General features: G+C 70.7%; 12 protein-coding genes and 1 riboswitch. Of the genes, 8 read left to right on the forward strand and 4 right to left on the reverse strand.

Annotated elements, in window-relative coordinates; genetic code table 11:
* The first annotated feature begins 2 nt into the window (after positions 1-2).
* Entirely contained in the window at positions 3-710 is a 708-nt protein-coding gene (locus tag ACRAKI_RS11155) for a cobalt-precorrin-6A reductase (RefSeq protein WP_447006982.1), read from the forward strand.
* On the opposite strand, the gene cobJ is transcribed toward ACRAKI_RS11155, so the two are convergent.
* The 3 genes from cobJ to ACRAKI_RS11170 are packed head-to-tail and all read right to left on the reverse strand — an operon-like array spanning position 685 to position 3,811.
* Positions 685-2,142: a precorrin-3B C(17)-methyltransferase gene (cobJ, locus tag ACRAKI_RS11160; protein WP_447006983.1), complete on the reverse strand. Its 1,458-nt coding sequence runs from the start codon at positions 2,140-2,142 to the stop codon at positions 685-687. The two genes, ACRAKI_RS11155 and cobJ, sit on opposite strands and share 26 nt — an antisense overlap.
* A complete protein-coding gene (locus ACRAKI_RS11165) occupies positions 2,139-2,765 on the reverse strand; it encodes a precorrin-8X methylmutase (RefSeq protein ID WP_447006984.1) in 627 nt (208 codons plus the stop codon). The genes cobJ and ACRAKI_RS11165 overlap by 4 nt, the downstream gene beginning before the upstream one ends.
* Positions 2,762-3,811, reverse strand: a complete 1,050-nt coding sequence (locus tag ACRAKI_RS11170; protein WP_447006985.1) for a hypothetical protein — start codon at positions 3,809-3,811, stop codon at positions 2,762-2,764. Before ACRAKI_RS11170 ends, ACRAKI_RS11165 begins: the two co-directional genes overlap by 4 nt.
* A gap of 7 nt (positions 3,812-3,818) precedes the next feature.
* Positions 3,819-3,954: riboswitch (cobalamin riboswitch) on the forward strand.
* 34 nt (positions 3,955-3,988) lie between these two features.
* Here ACRAKI_RS11170 and cobN point away from each other — a divergent pair.
* The 7 genes from cobN to ACRAKI_RS11205 all read left to right on the forward strand — a co-directional run bounded on the left by cobN (position 3,989) and on the right by ACRAKI_RS11205 (position 16,757).
* Positions 3,989-7,567, forward strand: coding sequence for a cobaltochelatase subunit CobN (gene cobN, locus ACRAKI_RS11175; protein WP_447006986.1), 3,579 nt, complete (start codon positions 3,989-3,991; stop codon positions 7,565-7,567).
* Positions 7,568-8,134: 567 nt separating this feature from the next.
* Positions 8,135-9,424 carry an ABC transporter substrate-binding protein gene (locus tag ACRAKI_RS11180; RefSeq protein WP_447006987.1) on the forward strand — a complete coding sequence of 430 codons (1,290 nt, stop codon included), beginning with the start codon at positions 8,135-8,137 and terminating at the stop codon, positions 9,422-9,424.
* Positions 9,424-10,425, forward strand: coding sequence for a carbohydrate ABC transporter permease (locus tag ACRAKI_RS11185; RefSeq protein ID WP_447006988.1), 1,002 nt, complete (start codon positions 9,424-9,426; stop codon positions 10,423-10,425). The genes ACRAKI_RS11180 and ACRAKI_RS11185 overlap by 1 nt, the downstream gene beginning before the upstream one ends.
* The gene (locus ACRAKI_RS11190) at positions 10,425-11,318 is read left to right on the forward strand and encodes a carbohydrate ABC transporter permease (RefSeq protein ID WP_447006989.1); all 894 of its coding nucleotides are present in this window, start codon (positions 10,425-10,427) and stop codon (positions 11,316-11,318) included. The genes ACRAKI_RS11185 and ACRAKI_RS11190 overlap by 1 nt, the downstream gene beginning before the upstream one ends.
* A gap of 11 nt (positions 11,319-11,329) precedes the next feature.
* On the forward strand, positions 11,330-12,745 hold the full coding sequence (locus tag ACRAKI_RS11195) for a GH1 family beta-glucosidase (RefSeq protein ID WP_447008388.1): 1,416 nt from the start codon (positions 11,330-11,332) through the stop codon (positions 12,743-12,745).
* The gene (locus ACRAKI_RS11200; protein ID WP_447006990.1) at positions 12,742-13,773 is read left to right on the forward strand and encodes a LacI family DNA-binding transcriptional regulator; all 1,032 of its coding nucleotides are present in this window, start codon (positions 12,742-12,744) and stop codon (positions 13,771-13,773) included. Before ACRAKI_RS11195 ends, ACRAKI_RS11200 begins: the two co-directional genes overlap by 4 nt.
* 290 nt (positions 13,774-14,063) lie before the next feature.
* Entirely contained in the window at positions 14,064-16,757 is a 2,694-nt protein-coding gene (locus tag ACRAKI_RS11205) for a cellulose binding domain-containing protein (protein ID WP_447006991.1), read from the forward strand.
* Here ACRAKI_RS11205 and ACRAKI_RS11210 read toward each other — a convergent pair.
* Positions 16,754-17,155 (reverse strand): LapA family protein, encoded by a 402-nt coding sequence (locus tag ACRAKI_RS11210; RefSeq protein WP_447008389.1) that lies wholly within the window; start codon positions 17,153-17,155, stop codon positions 16,754-16,756. The two genes, ACRAKI_RS11205 and ACRAKI_RS11210, sit on opposite strands and share 4 nt — an antisense overlap.
* Between the last annotated feature and the right edge of the window lie 7 nt (positions 17,156-17,162).

The raw sequence follows: 17,162 nt of genomic DNA on the forward strand, positions 1-17,162 counted from the left end.
CCGTGAGGACCGTGCTGGTACTGGGTGGCACCGGCGAGGCCCGCGCGCTCGCCGCCGCCCTCACCGGCGTGCGGGTGATCTCGTCGCTGGCGGGCCGGGTGGCTTACCCGAGGCTGCCGGAAGGCGAGGTCCGCGTGGGCGGCTTCGGCGGCGTCGAAGGCCTGATCGCCTACATCGAGGCCGAACGCGTCGACGCGGTCGTGGACGCCACGCACCCGTTCGCCGACCGCATCACCGCGAACGCCCTGGCCGCCACCACCGCGACCGGCACGCCGTTCCTCGTCCTGCGCCGCCCCGGCTGGCCGCCCGAGGACGACTGGCAGTACGTGGACACGGTCGCGGAAGCCGCCGCGCTCGTCGCCGGCCGCCGGGCGTTCATCACCACCGGACGCCAGGAGCTGGCCGCGTTCACGAGCGGTGTCGCGCGCACCGTCGACCCGCCCGACCCGCCGAACCCGGAGCTGGACCTCGTCCTCGACCGCGGACCGTACACAGTGGACGGCGAGGTGGACCTGATGCGCGAGCACCGCGTCGAAGTCCTGGTCACCAAGGACAGCGGCGGCCCGATGACGGCGGCCAAGCTGACCGCCGCCCGTCACCTCGGCATCCCGGTGGTCGTCGTGCGCCGACCACCGCCGCCGCGCGCGCCGGTGGTCGAGACGGTCGCGGCGGCGGTCGACTGGCTCACCCGGGGTAGCGGCGCGGCGTGAACACCGTGCCGCGCGAGCTGACCCGAGTCTGCGACGAGCCGATCAGCAGCAGGCACCGCATGTCCACGGCGGACGCGTCCAGGTCGGCCAGCCGCACCACCCGCACGGATTCCTCCGGCCCGCCGACGTCCCGCCCGACGACCACCGGCGTGTCGGGGGAGCGGTGCCGCAGCAGCACGTCACGCGCCTTGTCGACCTGCCACGTCCGGCTGCGCGACGCCGGGTTGTAGATCGCCAGCACCAGATCCGCCCTGGCCGCGGCCTCCAAGCGCTCCTCGATCACGTCCCACGGCTTGAGCCGGTCCGACAACGACACCACGCAGTAGTCGTGCCCCAGCGGCGCGCCGACCCGGCTGGCCACCGCGTGCGCGGCCGTCAACCCCGGCAGCACCGTCACCGGCACGTCCGAGAACTGCTCCTCGGTGGCCACCTCCAGCACCGCGCTGGCCATCGCGAACACGCCCGGATCACCCGACGACACCACCGCGACCCGCCGCCCGCGCTTGGCGAGGTCCAGCGCGAACGCCGCCCGCTCGGCCTCCACCTTGTTGTCCGACGCGTGCCGCCGCTGCCGCGGGTTCACCGGCACCCGGTTCAGGTAGGTCACGTACCCGACCAGGTCGTCGGCCGCCGCCAGCGCCCGCCGCGCCTCCGGCGTCAGCCACTCCGGTCCGGCCGGACCCAGCCCGACCACCACGACCTCGCCCCGGGACTCCACGGGCGTCGCGGGCTTGCTCGGCAGCAGCGCCAACGAGAAGTACGGCACGTCCTCGGCGTCCACTTCGGACAGGGGCGCGGTGCGCTGCGCCCCGGTCGTCGCCCGTTCCACGTACCAGGCCTCGTCCAACCGCCCCGCCCGCGCCAACGCCTCCCGCACCTGCGGGAACGTCCGCCCCAGCTTCATGATCGCCACCGGGTCGCCACCGGCCAGGTGCTCCACCAGCGCGTCCGCGGACAACGTCCCCGGCAGCACGGTCAACACCTCGTCCCGCTCGACCAGCGGCCGCCCGATCACCGCCGCGCCGGCGCTCACCGACGTCACCCCCGGCACCACCTCGGCCTCGTACCGGTGCGCCAACCGCTTGTGCAGGTGCATGTACGAGCCGTAGAAGAACGGGTCGCCCGCCGCCAGCACCACGACCGTGCGCCCGGCGTCCAGGTGGACGGCCAACCGGGTCGCGCACTCCTCGTAGAACGCGTCGATCTCGCCCTGGTAGTCGTCGGAGTCCTCGGTCGTGACGGGGTAGACCAACTGCTCCTCGACCTGCCCCTCCCGCAGGTACGGCGCGGCGATGCGACGGGCCACGCTCCGGCCGTGCCGCGCGCTGTGGAACACCACCACGTCCGCTTCGCCGATCAGCCGCGCCGCCTTGACGGTCACCAGCTCCGGGTCACCCGGACCCACCCCGACCCCGTACAGCTTGCCCGTCATTCGTCCTCACTCGCGATCGCGTTGACCGCCGCCGCGGTGATGGCGCTGCCGCCACGACGCCCGCGCACGACCAGGTACTCCAACCCGAGACCGTTGTCCGCCAGTGCGTCCTTCGACTCGGCCGCGCCGATGAACCCCACCGGAACGCCGAGCACGGCGGCCGGCCGGGGCGCGCCCGCCGCGATCATGTCCAGCAGGTGGAACAACGCGGTCGGCGCGTTGCCGATGGCGACCACCGCGCCCTCCAGCCGGTCCCGCCACAGCTCCAAGGCGGCGGCACTGCGCGTGTTGCCCATCTCCGCCGCGAGACCCGGCACCCGCGGATCGCTCAACGTGCACACGACCTCGTTGTCGGCGGGCAGCCGCCGTCGCGTCACGCCCGCCGCCACCATCTGCGCGTCGCACAGGACCGGCGCGCCCGCCAGCAACGCCGCCCTCGCGTCGCGCACCACGTTCGGCGAGTGGTCGACATCCGTCACCAGGTCGACCATCCCGCAGGCGTGGATCATGCGCACCACCACCCGGGACACGTCGGCCGGGAACCGGGCCAGGTCGGCCTCGGCGCGGATGGTGGCGAAGGAACGGCGGTAGATCTCCGCGCCGTCCCGGACGTAGTCGGTCAACTGATCTCCTCGTAGCCGTCGCCGGTCGCGACGAACTCCACCACGTCGCCCGCCGGTCGTCCGCACCGCCGTGCGCATCCGGACCAGTGGACGCGACCCGTGTGCGGCGTGCCCACCCAGCGGGCGGCGTCGGCCCGGACGTCGGCCAGCGACTTGGCGCACCCCGGCCGTCCGGTGCACGCGCTGACGCCGTGCCACGGCGAGTCCGGCGACGTGAACAGCCCGTCGGTGTCGCTCCCGGCGGGCACCACCAGGCTCCGCCACGGCGTCAGCCGCACCGGCACACCGCCCAGCAGCCGCGCGTCCAACCGCCCCAACGGCACGCCCGCCACGACGACGGCACCGTGCGCGCCCGGTGCGACCGGCGTCACAACCGGATCGATCAGGAACGGGCTCGGCGTGCCGCCCAGCGCCGCCGTGATCTTTCGCACACCGCCGTCCACTTCGGACAGCCGCCACGCGTCGCCGCGGATCTCGTGGAACACCCGCGCGGCGGTCACCACGGCGTCGACCGGATCGGTCACCCGGAGTCCGGAATCCCGGCCTGCCAGGAACAACGCGTCACCGACCAGTCCGACATCACCCGCGAGGCCGCTCACCGCGCCACCCACCGTGACCAGGAACCGGCCGGGCAGCGACGCCAGCTCCGACACCGCGCGCAGCGCCGCGTCGATCGCGTCGACCAGCCCCTGGTTGTCCTCCAGCGGGGCCGCGACGACGTTCCGCATCCGCTCGTGCGTCACCGAGGGCAGCAGGCCGACCTCCCGCAGCCGGGCGCCCAACTCCAGCTCGGCCCCCGGCGCCAAGGCCCTGATCTGCAGGTTCGCCCGCGAGGTCAGCTCCAGCGAGCCGTCACCGAGCTCCAGCGCGGCGGTCCGGAGCGCGTCGAACTGCGTCACGCTCAACGTCCCGCCGGGCACCCGCACGCGCGCCAGCCCGCCGTCGGCGGCCTGGTGCACGTCGACAGCTCCCGGACAAGCGTCCGGGCGAACCCGGCCGGCCGACGTGTGCGGCTCGGCGGAGGGCGCGTTGGAGGCGGTGGACATGGGCTGGATGCTAACCGCCGTCTAGGGTGTGGTCCGAACGGCGAAGCAACAGGAGGAAGCCGGTGTGAATCCGGCGCGGTCCCGCCACTGTGACCGGGGGAAGCCCCGGGAGTCAGGAACTCCGCCCGCCGTCCCCTACGACCTGGGGCGAGGACCCCCGAGGGATGGAGCCCGCACGTGATCCTTCTGCTGTCGACCTCAGACACGGACCTGCTGTCCGCCCGCGCCAGCGGCGCCGACTACCGCCTGGCCAACCCCGCCCGCACCGCCGTGGACGACCTCCCGGCGCTGGTGGAGGGCGTCGACCTGGTGGTCGTGCGCATCCTCGGCGGTCGCCGGATGTGGGAGGAGGGGCTGGACTGGCTCCTCGCCCGGCCGCTCCCGGTCGTCGTGCTCGGCGGTGAGCAGCACCCGGACGCCCCGCTGATGGAGCTGTCCTCCGTCCCCGGCGGCGTGTGCGCCGAGGCCCACGCGTACCTGGCCCACGGCGGCGCGGTGAACCTCGCGCAACTGCACCACTTCCTCTCCGACACGGTGCTGCTCACCGGTCACGGCTTCGCCCCGCCCGAGCCGACCCCGACCTGGGGCGTCCTGGAGCGGGCCACCACCGGCGACGGACCGGTGGTCGCCGTCCTGTACTACCGCGCCCACCACGTCGCCGGGAACACCGCGTTCGTGCACGCCCTCTGCGACGCGATCGAGGCCAAGGGAGGTCGGCCGCTGCCGATCTTCTGCGCCTCCCTGCGCGCGGCGGACGCCGACCTCCTGGTCGAGCTGGGCAAGGCGGACGCCCTCGTGGTCACCGTCCTCGCCGCCGGCGGCACCAAGCCCGCCACCGCGTCCGCCGGTGGGGACGACGACGCGTGGGACGTGGGCGCGCTGGCGGCCCTCGACGTGCCGATCCTCCAAGCCCTCTGCCTCACCGGCAGCCGTGCCGCCTGGGACGGGAACGACGACGGACTGTCCCCTTTGGACACCGCGACGCAGGTGGCGATCCCCGAGTTCGACGGCCGGATCATCACCGTGCCGTTCTCGTTCAAGGAGGTCGACGAGGACGGCCTCACCGTCTACGTCGCCGACGAGGAGCGCGCGTCGCGGGTCGCGGGCATCGCCGTCCGCCACGGCAGGCTGCGCCACATCCCGCCCGCCGAACGCCGCATCGCGGTGATGCTCTCGGCGTACCCGACCAAGCACTCCCGGATCGGCAACGCGGTCGGCCTGGACACCCCGGCCAGCGTCGTGCGGCTGCTCACCGCGATGAAGGAGCACGGCTACGACATCGGTGACGAGCTGCCCGGCGTGGCGGAGCTGGACGGCGACGCGTTGATCCACGCCCTCATCGCCGCCGGCGGGCAGGACGCCGACTGGCTCACCGAGGAGCAGATCCGGGGCAACCCGGTCCGGCTGCCGGCCGCCCGCTACCGGCAGTGGTACGCGACCCTGCCGGAGGACACCCGGCGGGACATGGAGCAGCACTGGGGCGCCGCGCCCGGCGAGCTGTTCGTGGACCGGTCCCGGGACGAGGACGGCGAGATCGTGCTCGCCGCCCTGCGCTCCGGCAACGTCGTGGTGATGGTCCAGCCGCCGCGCGGCTTCGGCGAGAACCCGATCGCGATCTACCACGACCCGGACCTGCCGCCGAGCCACCACTACCTCGCCGCGTACCGCTGGCTGGAGGACGAGTTCGGCGCCGACGCCGTCGTGCACGTCGGCAAGCACGGCAACCTCGAGTGGCTGCCCGGCAAGACGGTCGGCATGTCGGCGGGCTGCGGCCCGGACGCCGCCCTGGGCGACCTGCCGCTGATCTACCCGTTCCTGGTCAACGACCCGGGCGAGGGCACCCAGGCCAAGCGGCGGGCGCACGCCACCCTCGTGGACCACCTCGTGCCGCCGATGGCCCGCGCCGACAGCTACGGCGACATCGCCAGGCTCGAACAGCTCCTGGACGAGCACGGCAACATCGCCGCGATGGACCCGGCGAAGCTGCCCGCCATCCGGGCCCAGATCTGGACCCTCATCCAGGCCGCCAAGCTCGACCACGACCTGGGGCTGGACGACCGGCCGCACGACGCCGAGTTCGACGAGCTGATCCTGCACGTCGACGGCTGGCTGTGCGAGGTGAAGGACGTCCAGATCCGCGACGGCCTGCACATCCTCGGCGAAGCACCCACCGGCGCGACGCGGGTCAACCTCGTGCTGTCCATCCTCCAGGCGAAGCAGATGTGGGCGGGCCAGGTCGCCGCCCTGCCCGGCCTGCGCGAGGCCCTGGGCCTGGCCGAGTCCGTGACCGCGGCCGACCACACCCGCACGAACACCGACCGGGTCGAAGCGGAGGCCCGCGCGCTCGTCCAGGCGATGGAGGACGCCAATTGGGATGTCAACGCGGCCCGCGCCCTGACTGGCGACGACGACGTGGCCCGGATCCTGGAGTTCGCCGCGCTGGAGGTCGTGCCCCGGCTGGCCCGCACCACGGACGAGCTGACCAACGTGCTGCACGCGCTCGACGGCGGTTACGTCCCGGCCGGTCCCAGCGGCTCGCCGCTGCGCGGGCTGGTGAACGTGCTGCCCACGGGCCGCAACTTCTACTCCGTCGACCCCAAGGCGGTGCCGTCCCGGCTGGCCTGGGAGACCGGCCAGGCCATGGCGGACTCGCTGCTCGACCGCTACCGCGCGGAAACGGGGGAGTGGCCGCCGTCCGTGGGCCTGTCCGTCTGGGGCACCAGCGCCATGCGCACGGCCGGTGACGACATCGCCGAGGTGCTGGCGCTGATGGGCGTCCGGCCGACGTGGGACGACCAGTCCCGCCGGGTCACCGGTCTGGAAGCGATCCCGCTCGCCGAGCTGAACCGGCCGCGAATCGACGTCACGGTCCGCATCAGCGGCTTCTTCCGCGACGCATTCCCGCACGTAGTGGCACTGATCGATGACGCCGTGCAACTGGTGGCGAACCTGGACGAGTCCGCCGCCGACAACTACGTCCGGGCGCACGCCCAAGCCGACCTGGCCGAGCACCGCGATCCGCGTCGGTCGACAATGCGCATCTTCGGCAGCAAACCGGGCGCATACGGCGCCGGGTTGCTCCCGCTCATCGACAGCCGGAACTGGCGGGACGACGCCGACCTGGCCGAGGTGTACGCGGTGTGGGGCGGCTACGCCTACGGCCGTGAACTCGACGGAGTGGAAGCCCGCCCGGCGATGGAGAGCGCCTACAAGCGCATCGCCGTCGCGGCGAAGAACATCGACACCCGCGAACACGACATCGCCGATTCGGACGATTACTTCCAGTACCACGGCGGAATGATCGCGACGGTCCGCGCGCTGACCGGTAAAGCGCCCGCCGCTTATGTCGGCGACAGCACGCGTCCCGATGCCGTTCGCACCAGAACGCTCCACGAAGAGACGAACCGGATCTTCCGGGCCCGCGTCGTCAACCCGCGGTGGTTGGCCGCGATGCGCAAGCACGGGTACAAGGGCGCATTCGAACTCGCCGCCACGGTCGATTACCTGTTCGGCTACGACGCCACCACCGGCGTGGTCGCCGACTGGATGTACGAGCAGCTCGCCGCGAGCTACGTGCTGGACCCGGTGAACCGCGAGTTCCTGGCCGAGTCCAACCCCTGGGCGTTGCACGGCATCTCGGAACGGTTGCTGGAGGCCGCCGAGCGGGGCATGTGGGAGCACCCGGAAGCGGAGACGCTGGAAGCGCTGCGAAACGCGTACCTCGAAACCGAGGGCGATCTGGAGGACGGCCGCTGACCCCGGCCGCTTTCCCCGCGTTATTGGACCGCGACGCTAAACAGGGGTACCCCTAGATTCGGGTTCCCCGCACACGGGGAATCGCGGACCGCCGGCAATGGCGGTCCGCTCGCCGTCCCGAATGGACGTCGCACGACGCCGGTGCGCATCCACCCCGACGACTCGGCCGGCCGGTGTCCGCTACCCGGCCGGCCGATCCGCGCCACCCGACCGGACGACTCGGGGTGCCGCACCGGACGACTCGCGGTGCGCGAGCGGACGACTCGCGGAGGTACCCCGGCGACGCGCCCGACGCGAGTTGGTGGACACTGACGGCGCGGGTGTGGTGCACGACTCGTGAATGTTTTCCACCGGAGATGAGCCGAGCGTGTCCGACCGGTCTACGAGCAGTGCCTGAACGGACCATCGGTCGCACGGCTAGCAGAATCGGTCCAGCAGGGCAAATGTCGCAAGGTCGGTAACAGCGCGGACACGGGCGCTTGACACAACTCCGTGGCGCGAACCACACTCCCCCAAAACCTGGGAGCGCTCCCAGAACGTTCACCGCCGATCAACCGAGGAGTTCTCGTGCGCTACCGTCGAGCAGGCTTGGTCAAAGTCTTGGCCTGCACCGCAGTGCTTGCCGCAGCCGCCACGGCCTGTGGCTCGGGAGAGTCAGGAACCTCGCCGGACGGCAAGGTCGAGCTGACCATCGCGACGTTCAACGAGTTCGGCTACGAGGAACTCCTCAAGGAGTACGAGGCGGCCAACCCGAACGTCAAGGTCACCCAGCGCAAGACCGGACAGGGTGCGCCGCACCACCAGAACCTGTTCACCAAGCTGGGCGCGGGCTCCGGCCTGGCCGACGTCGAGGCCATCGAAGAGGGCTACCTGAGCCAGGTCATGGCCAAGTCCGGCCAGTTCGAGGACCTGAAGGAGATCGGCCCGAAGGACGTCCGCGACGACCGCTGGCTGCAGTGGAAGGTCGACGCCGTCACCACCAAGGACGGCAAGCTCATCGGCTACGGCACCGACATCGGCCCGCTGGCCATGTGCTACCGCAAGGACCTCTTCGAGGCCGCCGGTCTGCCGTCCGACCCCGAGGGCGTGAAGCCCCTGTTCGCCACGTGGGACTCGTACTTCGAGACCGGTGACAGGTACGTCGCCGGCAGTGGCGGCAAGGCGTGGTTCGACTCCGCCGCGCAGATCTTCAACCCGATGCACAACCAGGCGAAGGTCGGCTACTTCGACCGCGACGACAAGCTCGTCATCGAGACCAACGACGACAAGAAGATCTTCGAGCAGGTCGCCGGCGCGGTCGCGCGCAACCAGTCGGCCAAGCTCGCCGCCTGGAGCCCGGAGTGGGAGACCGGCTTCAAGCAGTCGGCGTTCGCCACCAAGACCTGCCCGTCGTGGATGCTGGGTGTCATCGAGGGCAACGCCGGCCCCGAGCACAAGGGCAAGTGGGCCGTCACGGCCGCGTTCCCCGGTGGCGGCGGCAACTGGGGCGGCTCGTACCTGACCGTCCCGAAGCAGGGCAAGAACAAGGCTGAGGCCGCCAAGCTCGCCGCGTGGCTGACCGCGCCGGAGCAGCAGATCAAGGCGTTCACCGCCAAGGGCACCTTCCCGAGCCAGACCGAGGCGCTGATCTCCCCCGAGCTGCTGAACATGACCAACGAGTACTTCGGCGGCGAGAAGGTCGGCATGCTGTTCGCCGAGCAGGCGAACAAGGTCGCGGCGGCCCAGTACAAGGGTCCGAAGGACGGGGAGATCCAGGACAACGTGGTCTCGCCGGCGCTGCTGTCGGTCGAGCAGGGGACCTCGGTCGAGGAAGCCTGGAAGACGGTTGTCGAGGGAGCCCAGAAGGCTGCCAAGTAATGACGACCGAACTCACGGTCACGCGCGGGCGGGGCGCCGAGCCCCGCCCGCCGCGGCGCGAAGACAACGATGACATCGGTTCGGGCAAGAGCTGGCGCTACAAGCTCACCCGCCTGGACGTGAAGTTCTCGCCGTACCTGTACATCGCCCCCTTCTTCATCCTGTTCGCGGTGGTGGGCCTGTTCCCGCTGCTCTACACCGCCTACATCTCCCTGTTCGACTGGGAGCTCGGCGGGGACGAGCAGCCGTTCGTCGGGATCGACAACTACACCGAGCTGCTGGCCGACGCGCAGTTCTGGAACGCGATGGTCAACACGCTCAGCATCTTCGCGATGTCGACCATCCCGCAGATCATCACCGCGGTGCTGCTGGCGGTGCTGCTCAACACGGCGCTGCGCGGTCGGACCGGCTGGCGGATGGGCGTGCTGCTGCCCTACGTGGCCAGCCTCGTCGCCCTGACGATCATCTTCGGCGACCTGTTCGGCGTGCAGTACGGCATCATCAACGACCTGATCGAGATGGTCGGCCTGGACCGGATCGACTGGCAGGCCGACCGCTGGTGGAGCCACGTCGCCATCGCGTCCATGGTCAACTGGCGCTGGACGGGCTACAACGCCCTGATCGTGCTGGCCGCCATGCAGGCGATCCCGCGCGACATCTACGAGGCGGCCTGGGTGGACGGCGCGAGCAAGGTGCGCCAGTTCATCAGCATCACGCTGCCCATGCTGCGCCCGACGCTGATCTTCGTGGTCGTCACCTCGACCATCGGCGGTCTGCAGATCTTCACCGAGCCGCTGCTGTTCTCGCCTTCCGCGGGGGTCAACGGCGGTGCGACCAACCAGTACCAGACGGTCGTGCTCTACATGTACTCCTCCGGTTTCCGGAGCTTCGACCTCGGCTACGCCTCGGCGATGGCCTGGGTCCTGTTCGTCGTCATCATCGCGATCGCGGGGATCAACTTCCTGCTCACCCGCAAGCTCGCGTCCAGTGGGGAGGCGTGATGGCCACCATCGCCGATCGCCAGGCATCGACCGACAGCAAGCGCGCGAAGAAGTCCAAGGGCAAGGCCGGGGCGCTCGCCGAGCGCCGTCCGGGCTTCGTCGTCTACGGCATCCTCATCGCGTTCATCCTCGGTTCGGCGTTCCCCTTCTACTGGTCGTTCCTGGTCGCCAGCCACGACGACGCGAAGTTCACCGCCGACACGCCCTTGCTGCCCGGCGGCAACTTCTTCCACAACGCGAGCCGGGTGCTCGACTCGATCCCGTTCTGGAAGGCCCTGGGCAACAGCATCATCGTGTCGGGCACGGTCACCGTGTCCGTGGTGGTCCTGTCGACCCTGGCCGGGTTCGCGTTCGCCAAGCTCCGGTTCAAGGGCCGCGGGCCGCTGATGGTGTTCGTGGTCGCCACGCTCGCGGTGCCCACGCAGCTCGGCATCATCCCGCTGTACATGGCGATGGCCGAGTTCGGCTGGTCCGGCACCCTCGGGGCCGTCATCATCCCGAACCTGGTGACCGCGTTCGGCGTGTTCTGGATGCGCCAGTACATCGCGGACGCGGTGCCGGACGAGCTGATCGAGGCGGCCCGGATGGACGGGTGCAGCATGATCCGCACGTTCTGGCACGTCTGCCTGCCCGCGGTGCGGCCGGCCGCCGCCATGCTGGGCATCTTCACGTTCATGATGTCGTGGAACGACTTCCTCTGGCCGCTGATCGTGCTCAACGCGGACAACCCGACGATGCAGGTCGCCCTGGAGAAGTTGCAGAGCGGCTACTACGTCGACAACTCGCTCGTGCTAGCCGGGACCACGATGGCCACGGTCCCGATTCTGATCGTCTTCCTCGTACTCGGTCGGCAGATCGTCGCCGGGATCATGCAGGGTGCTGTGAAGGGGTAGCTGTGGAGTCGATTTCCTTTCCCGAGGGATTCGTGTGGGGCGCCGCGACCGCGGCGTTCCAGATCGAAGGCGCGACCACCGCGGACGGTCGCACCGCGTCCATCTGGGACACGTTCTGCCAGGTCCCGGGCGCGGTGGTGGGTGGTGACACGGGCGACCCCGCCGCCGACCACTACTACCGCGTGGACGAGGACGTCCAGCTGATGTCCGACCTCGGCCTGCAGGCCTACCGGTTCTCCACCGCGTGGCCGCGGGTGCGCCCGGACGCGGGTCCGGTGAACCAGGCCGGCCTGGACTTCTACTCCCGGCTGGTCGACGCGCTGCTGGAGAAGAACATCACCCCGTGGCTCACGCTGTACCACTGGGACCTCCCGCAGACGCTGGAGGACGCGGGTGGCTGGGCGAACCGGGACACCGCGTACCGCTTCGCCGAGTACGCCGAGTCGGTCGTCGGCGCCCTGGGCGACCGGGTGTCCAACTGGACCACCCTCAACGAGCCGTGGTGCTCCTCGCTGCTGAGCTACGCCGCAGGTGTCCACGCGCCCGGCCGCCAGGAGCCGGAAGCGGCCGTCGCGGCCGTGCACCACCTGCTGCTCGCGCACGGGCTCGCCACCGAGGCGATCCGGTCGCAGCTGCCGGCGGCCAAGATCGGCATCACGCTGAACATGTACCCGATCATCCCGGCGAACCCGGACGACCCGGCAGACCTCGACGCCGCGCGCCGGCTCGACGGCCTGCAGAACCGGATCTTCCTGGACCCGCTCTTCAAGGGCGAGTACCCGGCCGACATCGTGGAGGACCTCGAGCCGTACGGCTTCTCGAAGCACATCCGCGAGAACGACCTGGAGATCATCTCCACCCCGCTGGACCAGCTGGGCGTGAACTACTACGCCGAGCACTTCGTCAGCGGCACGCCCGAGCCCGAGTCCGAAACGTCCGCTTCACCGGTCCAGACCAACGGCCGCCGCCCGACCGGGTCGCCGTGGGTGGGAGCGGAGCACGTCTCGTTCCCGAGCCGCGGCCTGCCGCGCACGGACATGGACTGGGAGGTGCAGCCGGACGGCCTGTTCAAGGTGCTCACGCGGGTGCACCAGGACTACCCGAGCATTCCGCTGTACGTCACCGAGAACGGCGCCGCTTACCGCGACTCCATCAACGACGACGGTTCCATCAACGACCCGGAGCGGCTCGGCTACATCGAGTCGCACCTCAGGGCGGCGCACGCGGCCATCGAGGCCGGTGTCGACCTCCGCGGTTACTTCGCGTGGTCGCTGATGGACAACTTCGAATGGGCCGAGGGCTACGCCAAGCGGTTCGGGATCGTGCATGTCGACTACGAGACCCAGGTCCGGACGCCTAAGATGAGCGCCATGTGGTACTCGCAGGTTGCCCGTGGCAACGCTCTCACCGCGACGGTCGCTCCGTGACGGATGCCGTTGATCCACCCAAGGCACGACGACCCAACACCCGGCTGGAGGAGGTCGCTCGTGCCGCCGGGGTGTCCAAGTCGACCGTGTCCCGGGTGATCAACGGCGAACCGTACGTCAGCTCACGGGCCCGCGAGGCCGTCCACCAGGCCATCGGCAAGCTCGGGTACAGCCCGAACCAGGCGGCCCGGACCCTCGCGGGCAGCCGGGCGAACTGCATCGCCATGGTCGTGTCCGAGCACGGCAGCCGGGTGCTGAACGACCCGTTCTTCGCCGGCGTGCTCCGCGGTGTGCACGCCGAGCTGGCGGGCAAGCGGGTCCAGCTCGTCCTCATGATGAGCAAGGAGGGCGACGAGCAGGACCTCGTGAACTACCTGTGCGGCGGTCACGTGGACGGCGTGCTGGTGATCAGCCTGCACGGCCAGGACCCGCTGCCCCGCACGCTGGCCGACGCGGGCCTGCCGACGGTGGTCTGCGGCAGGCCGCTCGGCGCGGGCGGCGTGCCCTATGTGGACTCGGACAACTTCAACGGCGCCATGGAGGCCGCTCGCTACCTGGTCTCCCTGGGTCGCAAGCGGATCAGCACCATCGCCGGTCCGCGCGACATGGCGGTGGGCATGGACCGGTTGTCCGGGTGGAAGCGCGGGTTGAGCCAGGCCCGGTTCGACACGGACCTGGTCGCGTACTCGGACTACACCCCCGAGAGCGGTGCGGCAGCGATGGCCGACCTGCTGAAGAGGGCGCCTGACCTGGACGCGGTGTTCGTCGGCGCGGACATCATGGCGCTGGGCGCGTTGCAGACGCTGCACGCGCACGGCAAGAAGGTGCCCGAGGACGTCGCCGTGGTCGGGTTCGACGACCTGATGATCGCCTCCACCGCGGTGCCGCCGCTGACCACGATCCGCCAGGACGTGGAGCAGTTGGGGCGCACCATGACGTGGCGGCTGATGGCGGAGTTGGCCGGCGAGGAGAACCTGCCGCCGTTCCTGCTCCTGCCGACCTCGATGGTCACCCGTACGAGCGCCTGAGTCGTCTCGTCGGTCAAGCCGCGCCCCGGACGCACGTCCGGGGCGCGGCTTTTCGAATCGCTTCGACGGTTTTTCCGCGGGCCGTTCGACGAATTCGACACCGGCCGGCTGATCACACCCGGCACTTCACTCGGATGGCGTAGCGGGGGGTCCTTGCCGCCGCCTCGCCGGCCTGGCTACGGTCGCCCTTGCGGCTCTGGGAGCGCTCCCAGAACGCCCCGCAAGCCGGGGGGAGGCGGATCACTCTCGCCCACCGCCTCCTCCCTCCCGCGCAAAGGAGCGCAGCGAAGATGAGACGACGGCTTCTGGCGTTGACGACCGCGGCCGTGGCCGCCCTGGGTGTCGTCCTGGTGTCCAACGCGACGAGCCCGGCCGCGCAGCCCGCCGCCGTCGCCGCGCCCGAGCTGCCGCACAACTGGCGCAACGTCGAGATCGCGGGCGGCGGGTTCGTACCCGGCATCGTGTTCAGCCCGGCGGAGAAGGACCTGATCTACGCCCGCACCGACATCGGCGGCGCGTACCGGTGGGACCAGTCCACCGGCCGCTGGATCCCGCTGCTGGACTGGGTCGGCTGGGACGAGTGGGGTTACAACGGCGTGGCGAGCATCGCGCCGGACCCGGTGGACGCCGACAAGGTGTACGCCGCGGTCGGCATGTACACCAACAGCTGGGATCCGCACAACGGCGCAATCCTGCGCTCCTCGGACCGCGGCAAGACCTGGCAGCGCACCGAGCTGCCGTTCAAGGTCGGTGGCAACATGCCCGGCCGCGGCATGGGCGAGCGGCTGTCGGTCGACCCGAACGACGGGCGGGTGCTGTACTTCGGCGCGCCGAGCGGCAAGGGCCTGTGGCGCAGCACCGACAGCGGCGCGACGTGGGCGCAGGTGGCGAGCTTCCCCAACCCGGGCAACTACGTCGCCGACCCGGATGACGCCAACGGCTACTCCAACGACATCCAGGGCGTGGTCTGGGTGACCTACGACCCGCGGTCGTCGACGGCGGGCAGCCCCAGCCGGACGATCTACGTGGGTGTCGCCGACAAGGAGAACACGGTCTACCGGAGCACGGACGCGGGCGCGACGTGGACCAGGCTGGCGGGCCAGCCGACCGGGTACATCGCGCACCAGGGCGAGCTGGACGCCGAGGGTGGCTTCCTCTACCTGGCCACCAGCGACACCGGCGGCCCGTACGACGGCGGCAAGGGCGACGTGTGGAAGCACGACACCGCCACCGGCGCGTGGACGCGGATCAGCCCGGTGCCGTCGTCGAGCGCGGACAACCACTTCGGCTACAGCGGTCTGACCATCGACCGGCAGAACCCGGGCACGCTGATGGTCACCACCCAGATCTCCTGGTGGCCGGACATCGTCATCTTCCGCAGCACGGACGGCGGCGCGACGTGGACACGGGCTTGGGACTTCACCAGCTACCCCAACCGCAGCTTCCGCTACAAGATGGACATCACGTCGTCCCCGTGGCTGAGCTGGGGCGCGAACCCGGCGCCGCCGGAGGTCAGCCCGAAGCTGGGCTGGATGGTGGAGTCGCTGGAGATCGACCCGTTCGACTCCAACCGGATGATGTACGGCACGGGCGCCACCATCTACGGCACCACGGACCTGCTGAAGTGGGACGAAGGCGGTCAGATCACGCTCAAGCCGACCGCCGCGGGGCTGGAGGAGACCGCGGTGCTCGACCTGATCAGCCCGCCCGTGGGCGCGCCGCTGATCAGCGCCCTGGGTGACATCGGCGGGTTCCGGCACACGGACGTCACCAAGGTCCCGCCGATGATGTTCCAGCAGCCGAACTTCACCTCGACCACCAGCCTGGACTTCGCCGAGGCGAACCCGTCGGTGGTGGTCCGCTCCGGCAACGTGGACGGCCCGGCGCACGTGGCGTTCTCGACCGACGGCGGCGCGAACTGGTTCGCGGGCAGCGAGCCCGGCGGCGTCACGGGTGGCGGCACGGTCGCGGCGGCGGCCGACGGCAGCCGGTTCGTGTGGAGCCCGGCCGGCGCGGCGGTCCACTACTCGGTGGGCTTCGGCACCACCTGGGCGCCGTCCACCGGCATCCCGGCGGGCGCGGTGGTCGAGTCCGACCGGGTCGACCCGAGGAAGTTCTACGGCCTGGCCGACGACACCGTCTACGTGAGCACGGACGGCGGCGCGACGTTCACGGCGGGCGCGACCGCGGACGTGGGCAAGCTGCACGCGGTGCCGGGCCACGAGGGCGACCTCTGGCTGGTCGGCGACGGCGGGCTGTTCCGCTCGACCGACTCCGGCCGGACGGTCACCGCCATCGCCGGGGTCACGTCCGGCGTCAACATCGGCTTCGGCAAGCCCGAGGGCGACAAGACGTACCCCACGCTCTACGCGGTGCTGACCATCGACGGCAAGACCGGTGTTCACCGGGCCACCGACGGGGTTGGCCGGTCCTGGCTGCGGATCAACGACGACGCCCACCAGTACGGGAACATGGGTGAGGCGATCACCGGCGACCCGCGCGTCTTCGGGCGGGTCTACCTGGGCACGAACGGGCGGGGCATCCTCGTCGCGGACCCGAGCGGCGCGACCGGCACCACCACCAGCACGACCACGACCACCACGACCACCACAACCACGACCACCACTGGGTCGACCACCACCGTCACGGACCAGCCGCCACCGCGCGACTGCTCGGTGCGGTACGCGGTCGGCAGCCAGTGGGGCGGTGGCTTCACCGGCTCGGTGAGGATCACCAACCGGGGCGTCGGCGCCATCACGGGCTGGAACCTGGGCTGGTCGTTCGACAACGGCCAGAAGATCACCAACAGTTGGAACGGCAAGGCGTCGCAGTCCGGCGCCGCCGTGACGGTGACCAACGAGGGTTGGAACGCGACCATTCAGCCGGGAGGCTCGGTGGAATTCGGATTCCAGGCGAGCTGGCAGGGCAGCAACGTCGCACCCACCCGCTTCTCGCTGAACGGTTTGACCTGTTCTCCGGTCTAGCGCAGCCCTCGTTTGGCCTGGCGGCGCAGCTGCGTGATCCGGGCTGCGCCGACCAGGGCCACCAAGATCGCGCCGGCGATCGCCGCGAACAGCAGCGCCACGCCCAGTGGGAGCGTGCCCGCCGCGCCCATGAAGTGGATCGTGATGCCGCCCAGGTTCTGCAGGATGAACACCAGCAGCACGATCAGCACCACGATCGACGCCAGCACCGCGACCCACGTGCCGCTGATCCTGGTCGGCTTGAGCTTCTGCCGAGGCCGGTCCGGCTCGCCGGACGGAACCGGCGGCACGGGCTCGACCGCGCCCGACCCGGTGTCCTGCGGACCCGCCGCCTGCGGGTGGCCGGTCGGTATCGGGGTCGTGGGCAGCGCTTCGTTCCGGTCGTTGTCGCGCGGCATCGTCACG

This window comes from Saccharothrix isguenensis, from assembly GCF_052936305.1.

Bases quoted from the DNA above. Each gene is read 5' to 3' on its own strand.
- cobJ (WP_447006983.1), bottom strand. From the start codon at position 2,142: ATGACGGGCAAGCTGTACGGGGTCGGGGTGGGTCCGGGTGACCCGGAG.
- ACRAKI_RS11170 (WP_447006985.1), bottom strand. From the start codon at position 3,811: ATGTCCACCGCCTCCAACGCGCCCTCCGCCGAGCCGCACACGTCGGCC.
- ACRAKI_RS11185 (WP_447006988.1), top strand. From the start codon at position 9,424: ATGACGACCGAACTCACGGTCACGCGCGGGCGGGGCGCCGAGCCCCGC.
- ACRAKI_RS11190 (WP_447006989.1), top strand. From the start codon at position 10,425: ATGGCCACCATCGCCGATCGCCAGGCATCGACCGACAGCAAGCGCGCG.
- ACRAKI_RS11205 (WP_447006991.1), top strand. From the start codon at position 14,064: ATGAGACGACGGCTTCTGGCGTTGACGACCGCGGCCGTGGCCGCCCTG.
- ACRAKI_RS11210 (WP_447008389.1), bottom strand. From the start codon at position 17,155: ATGCCGCGCGACAACGACCGGAACGAAGCGCTGCCCACGACCCCGATA.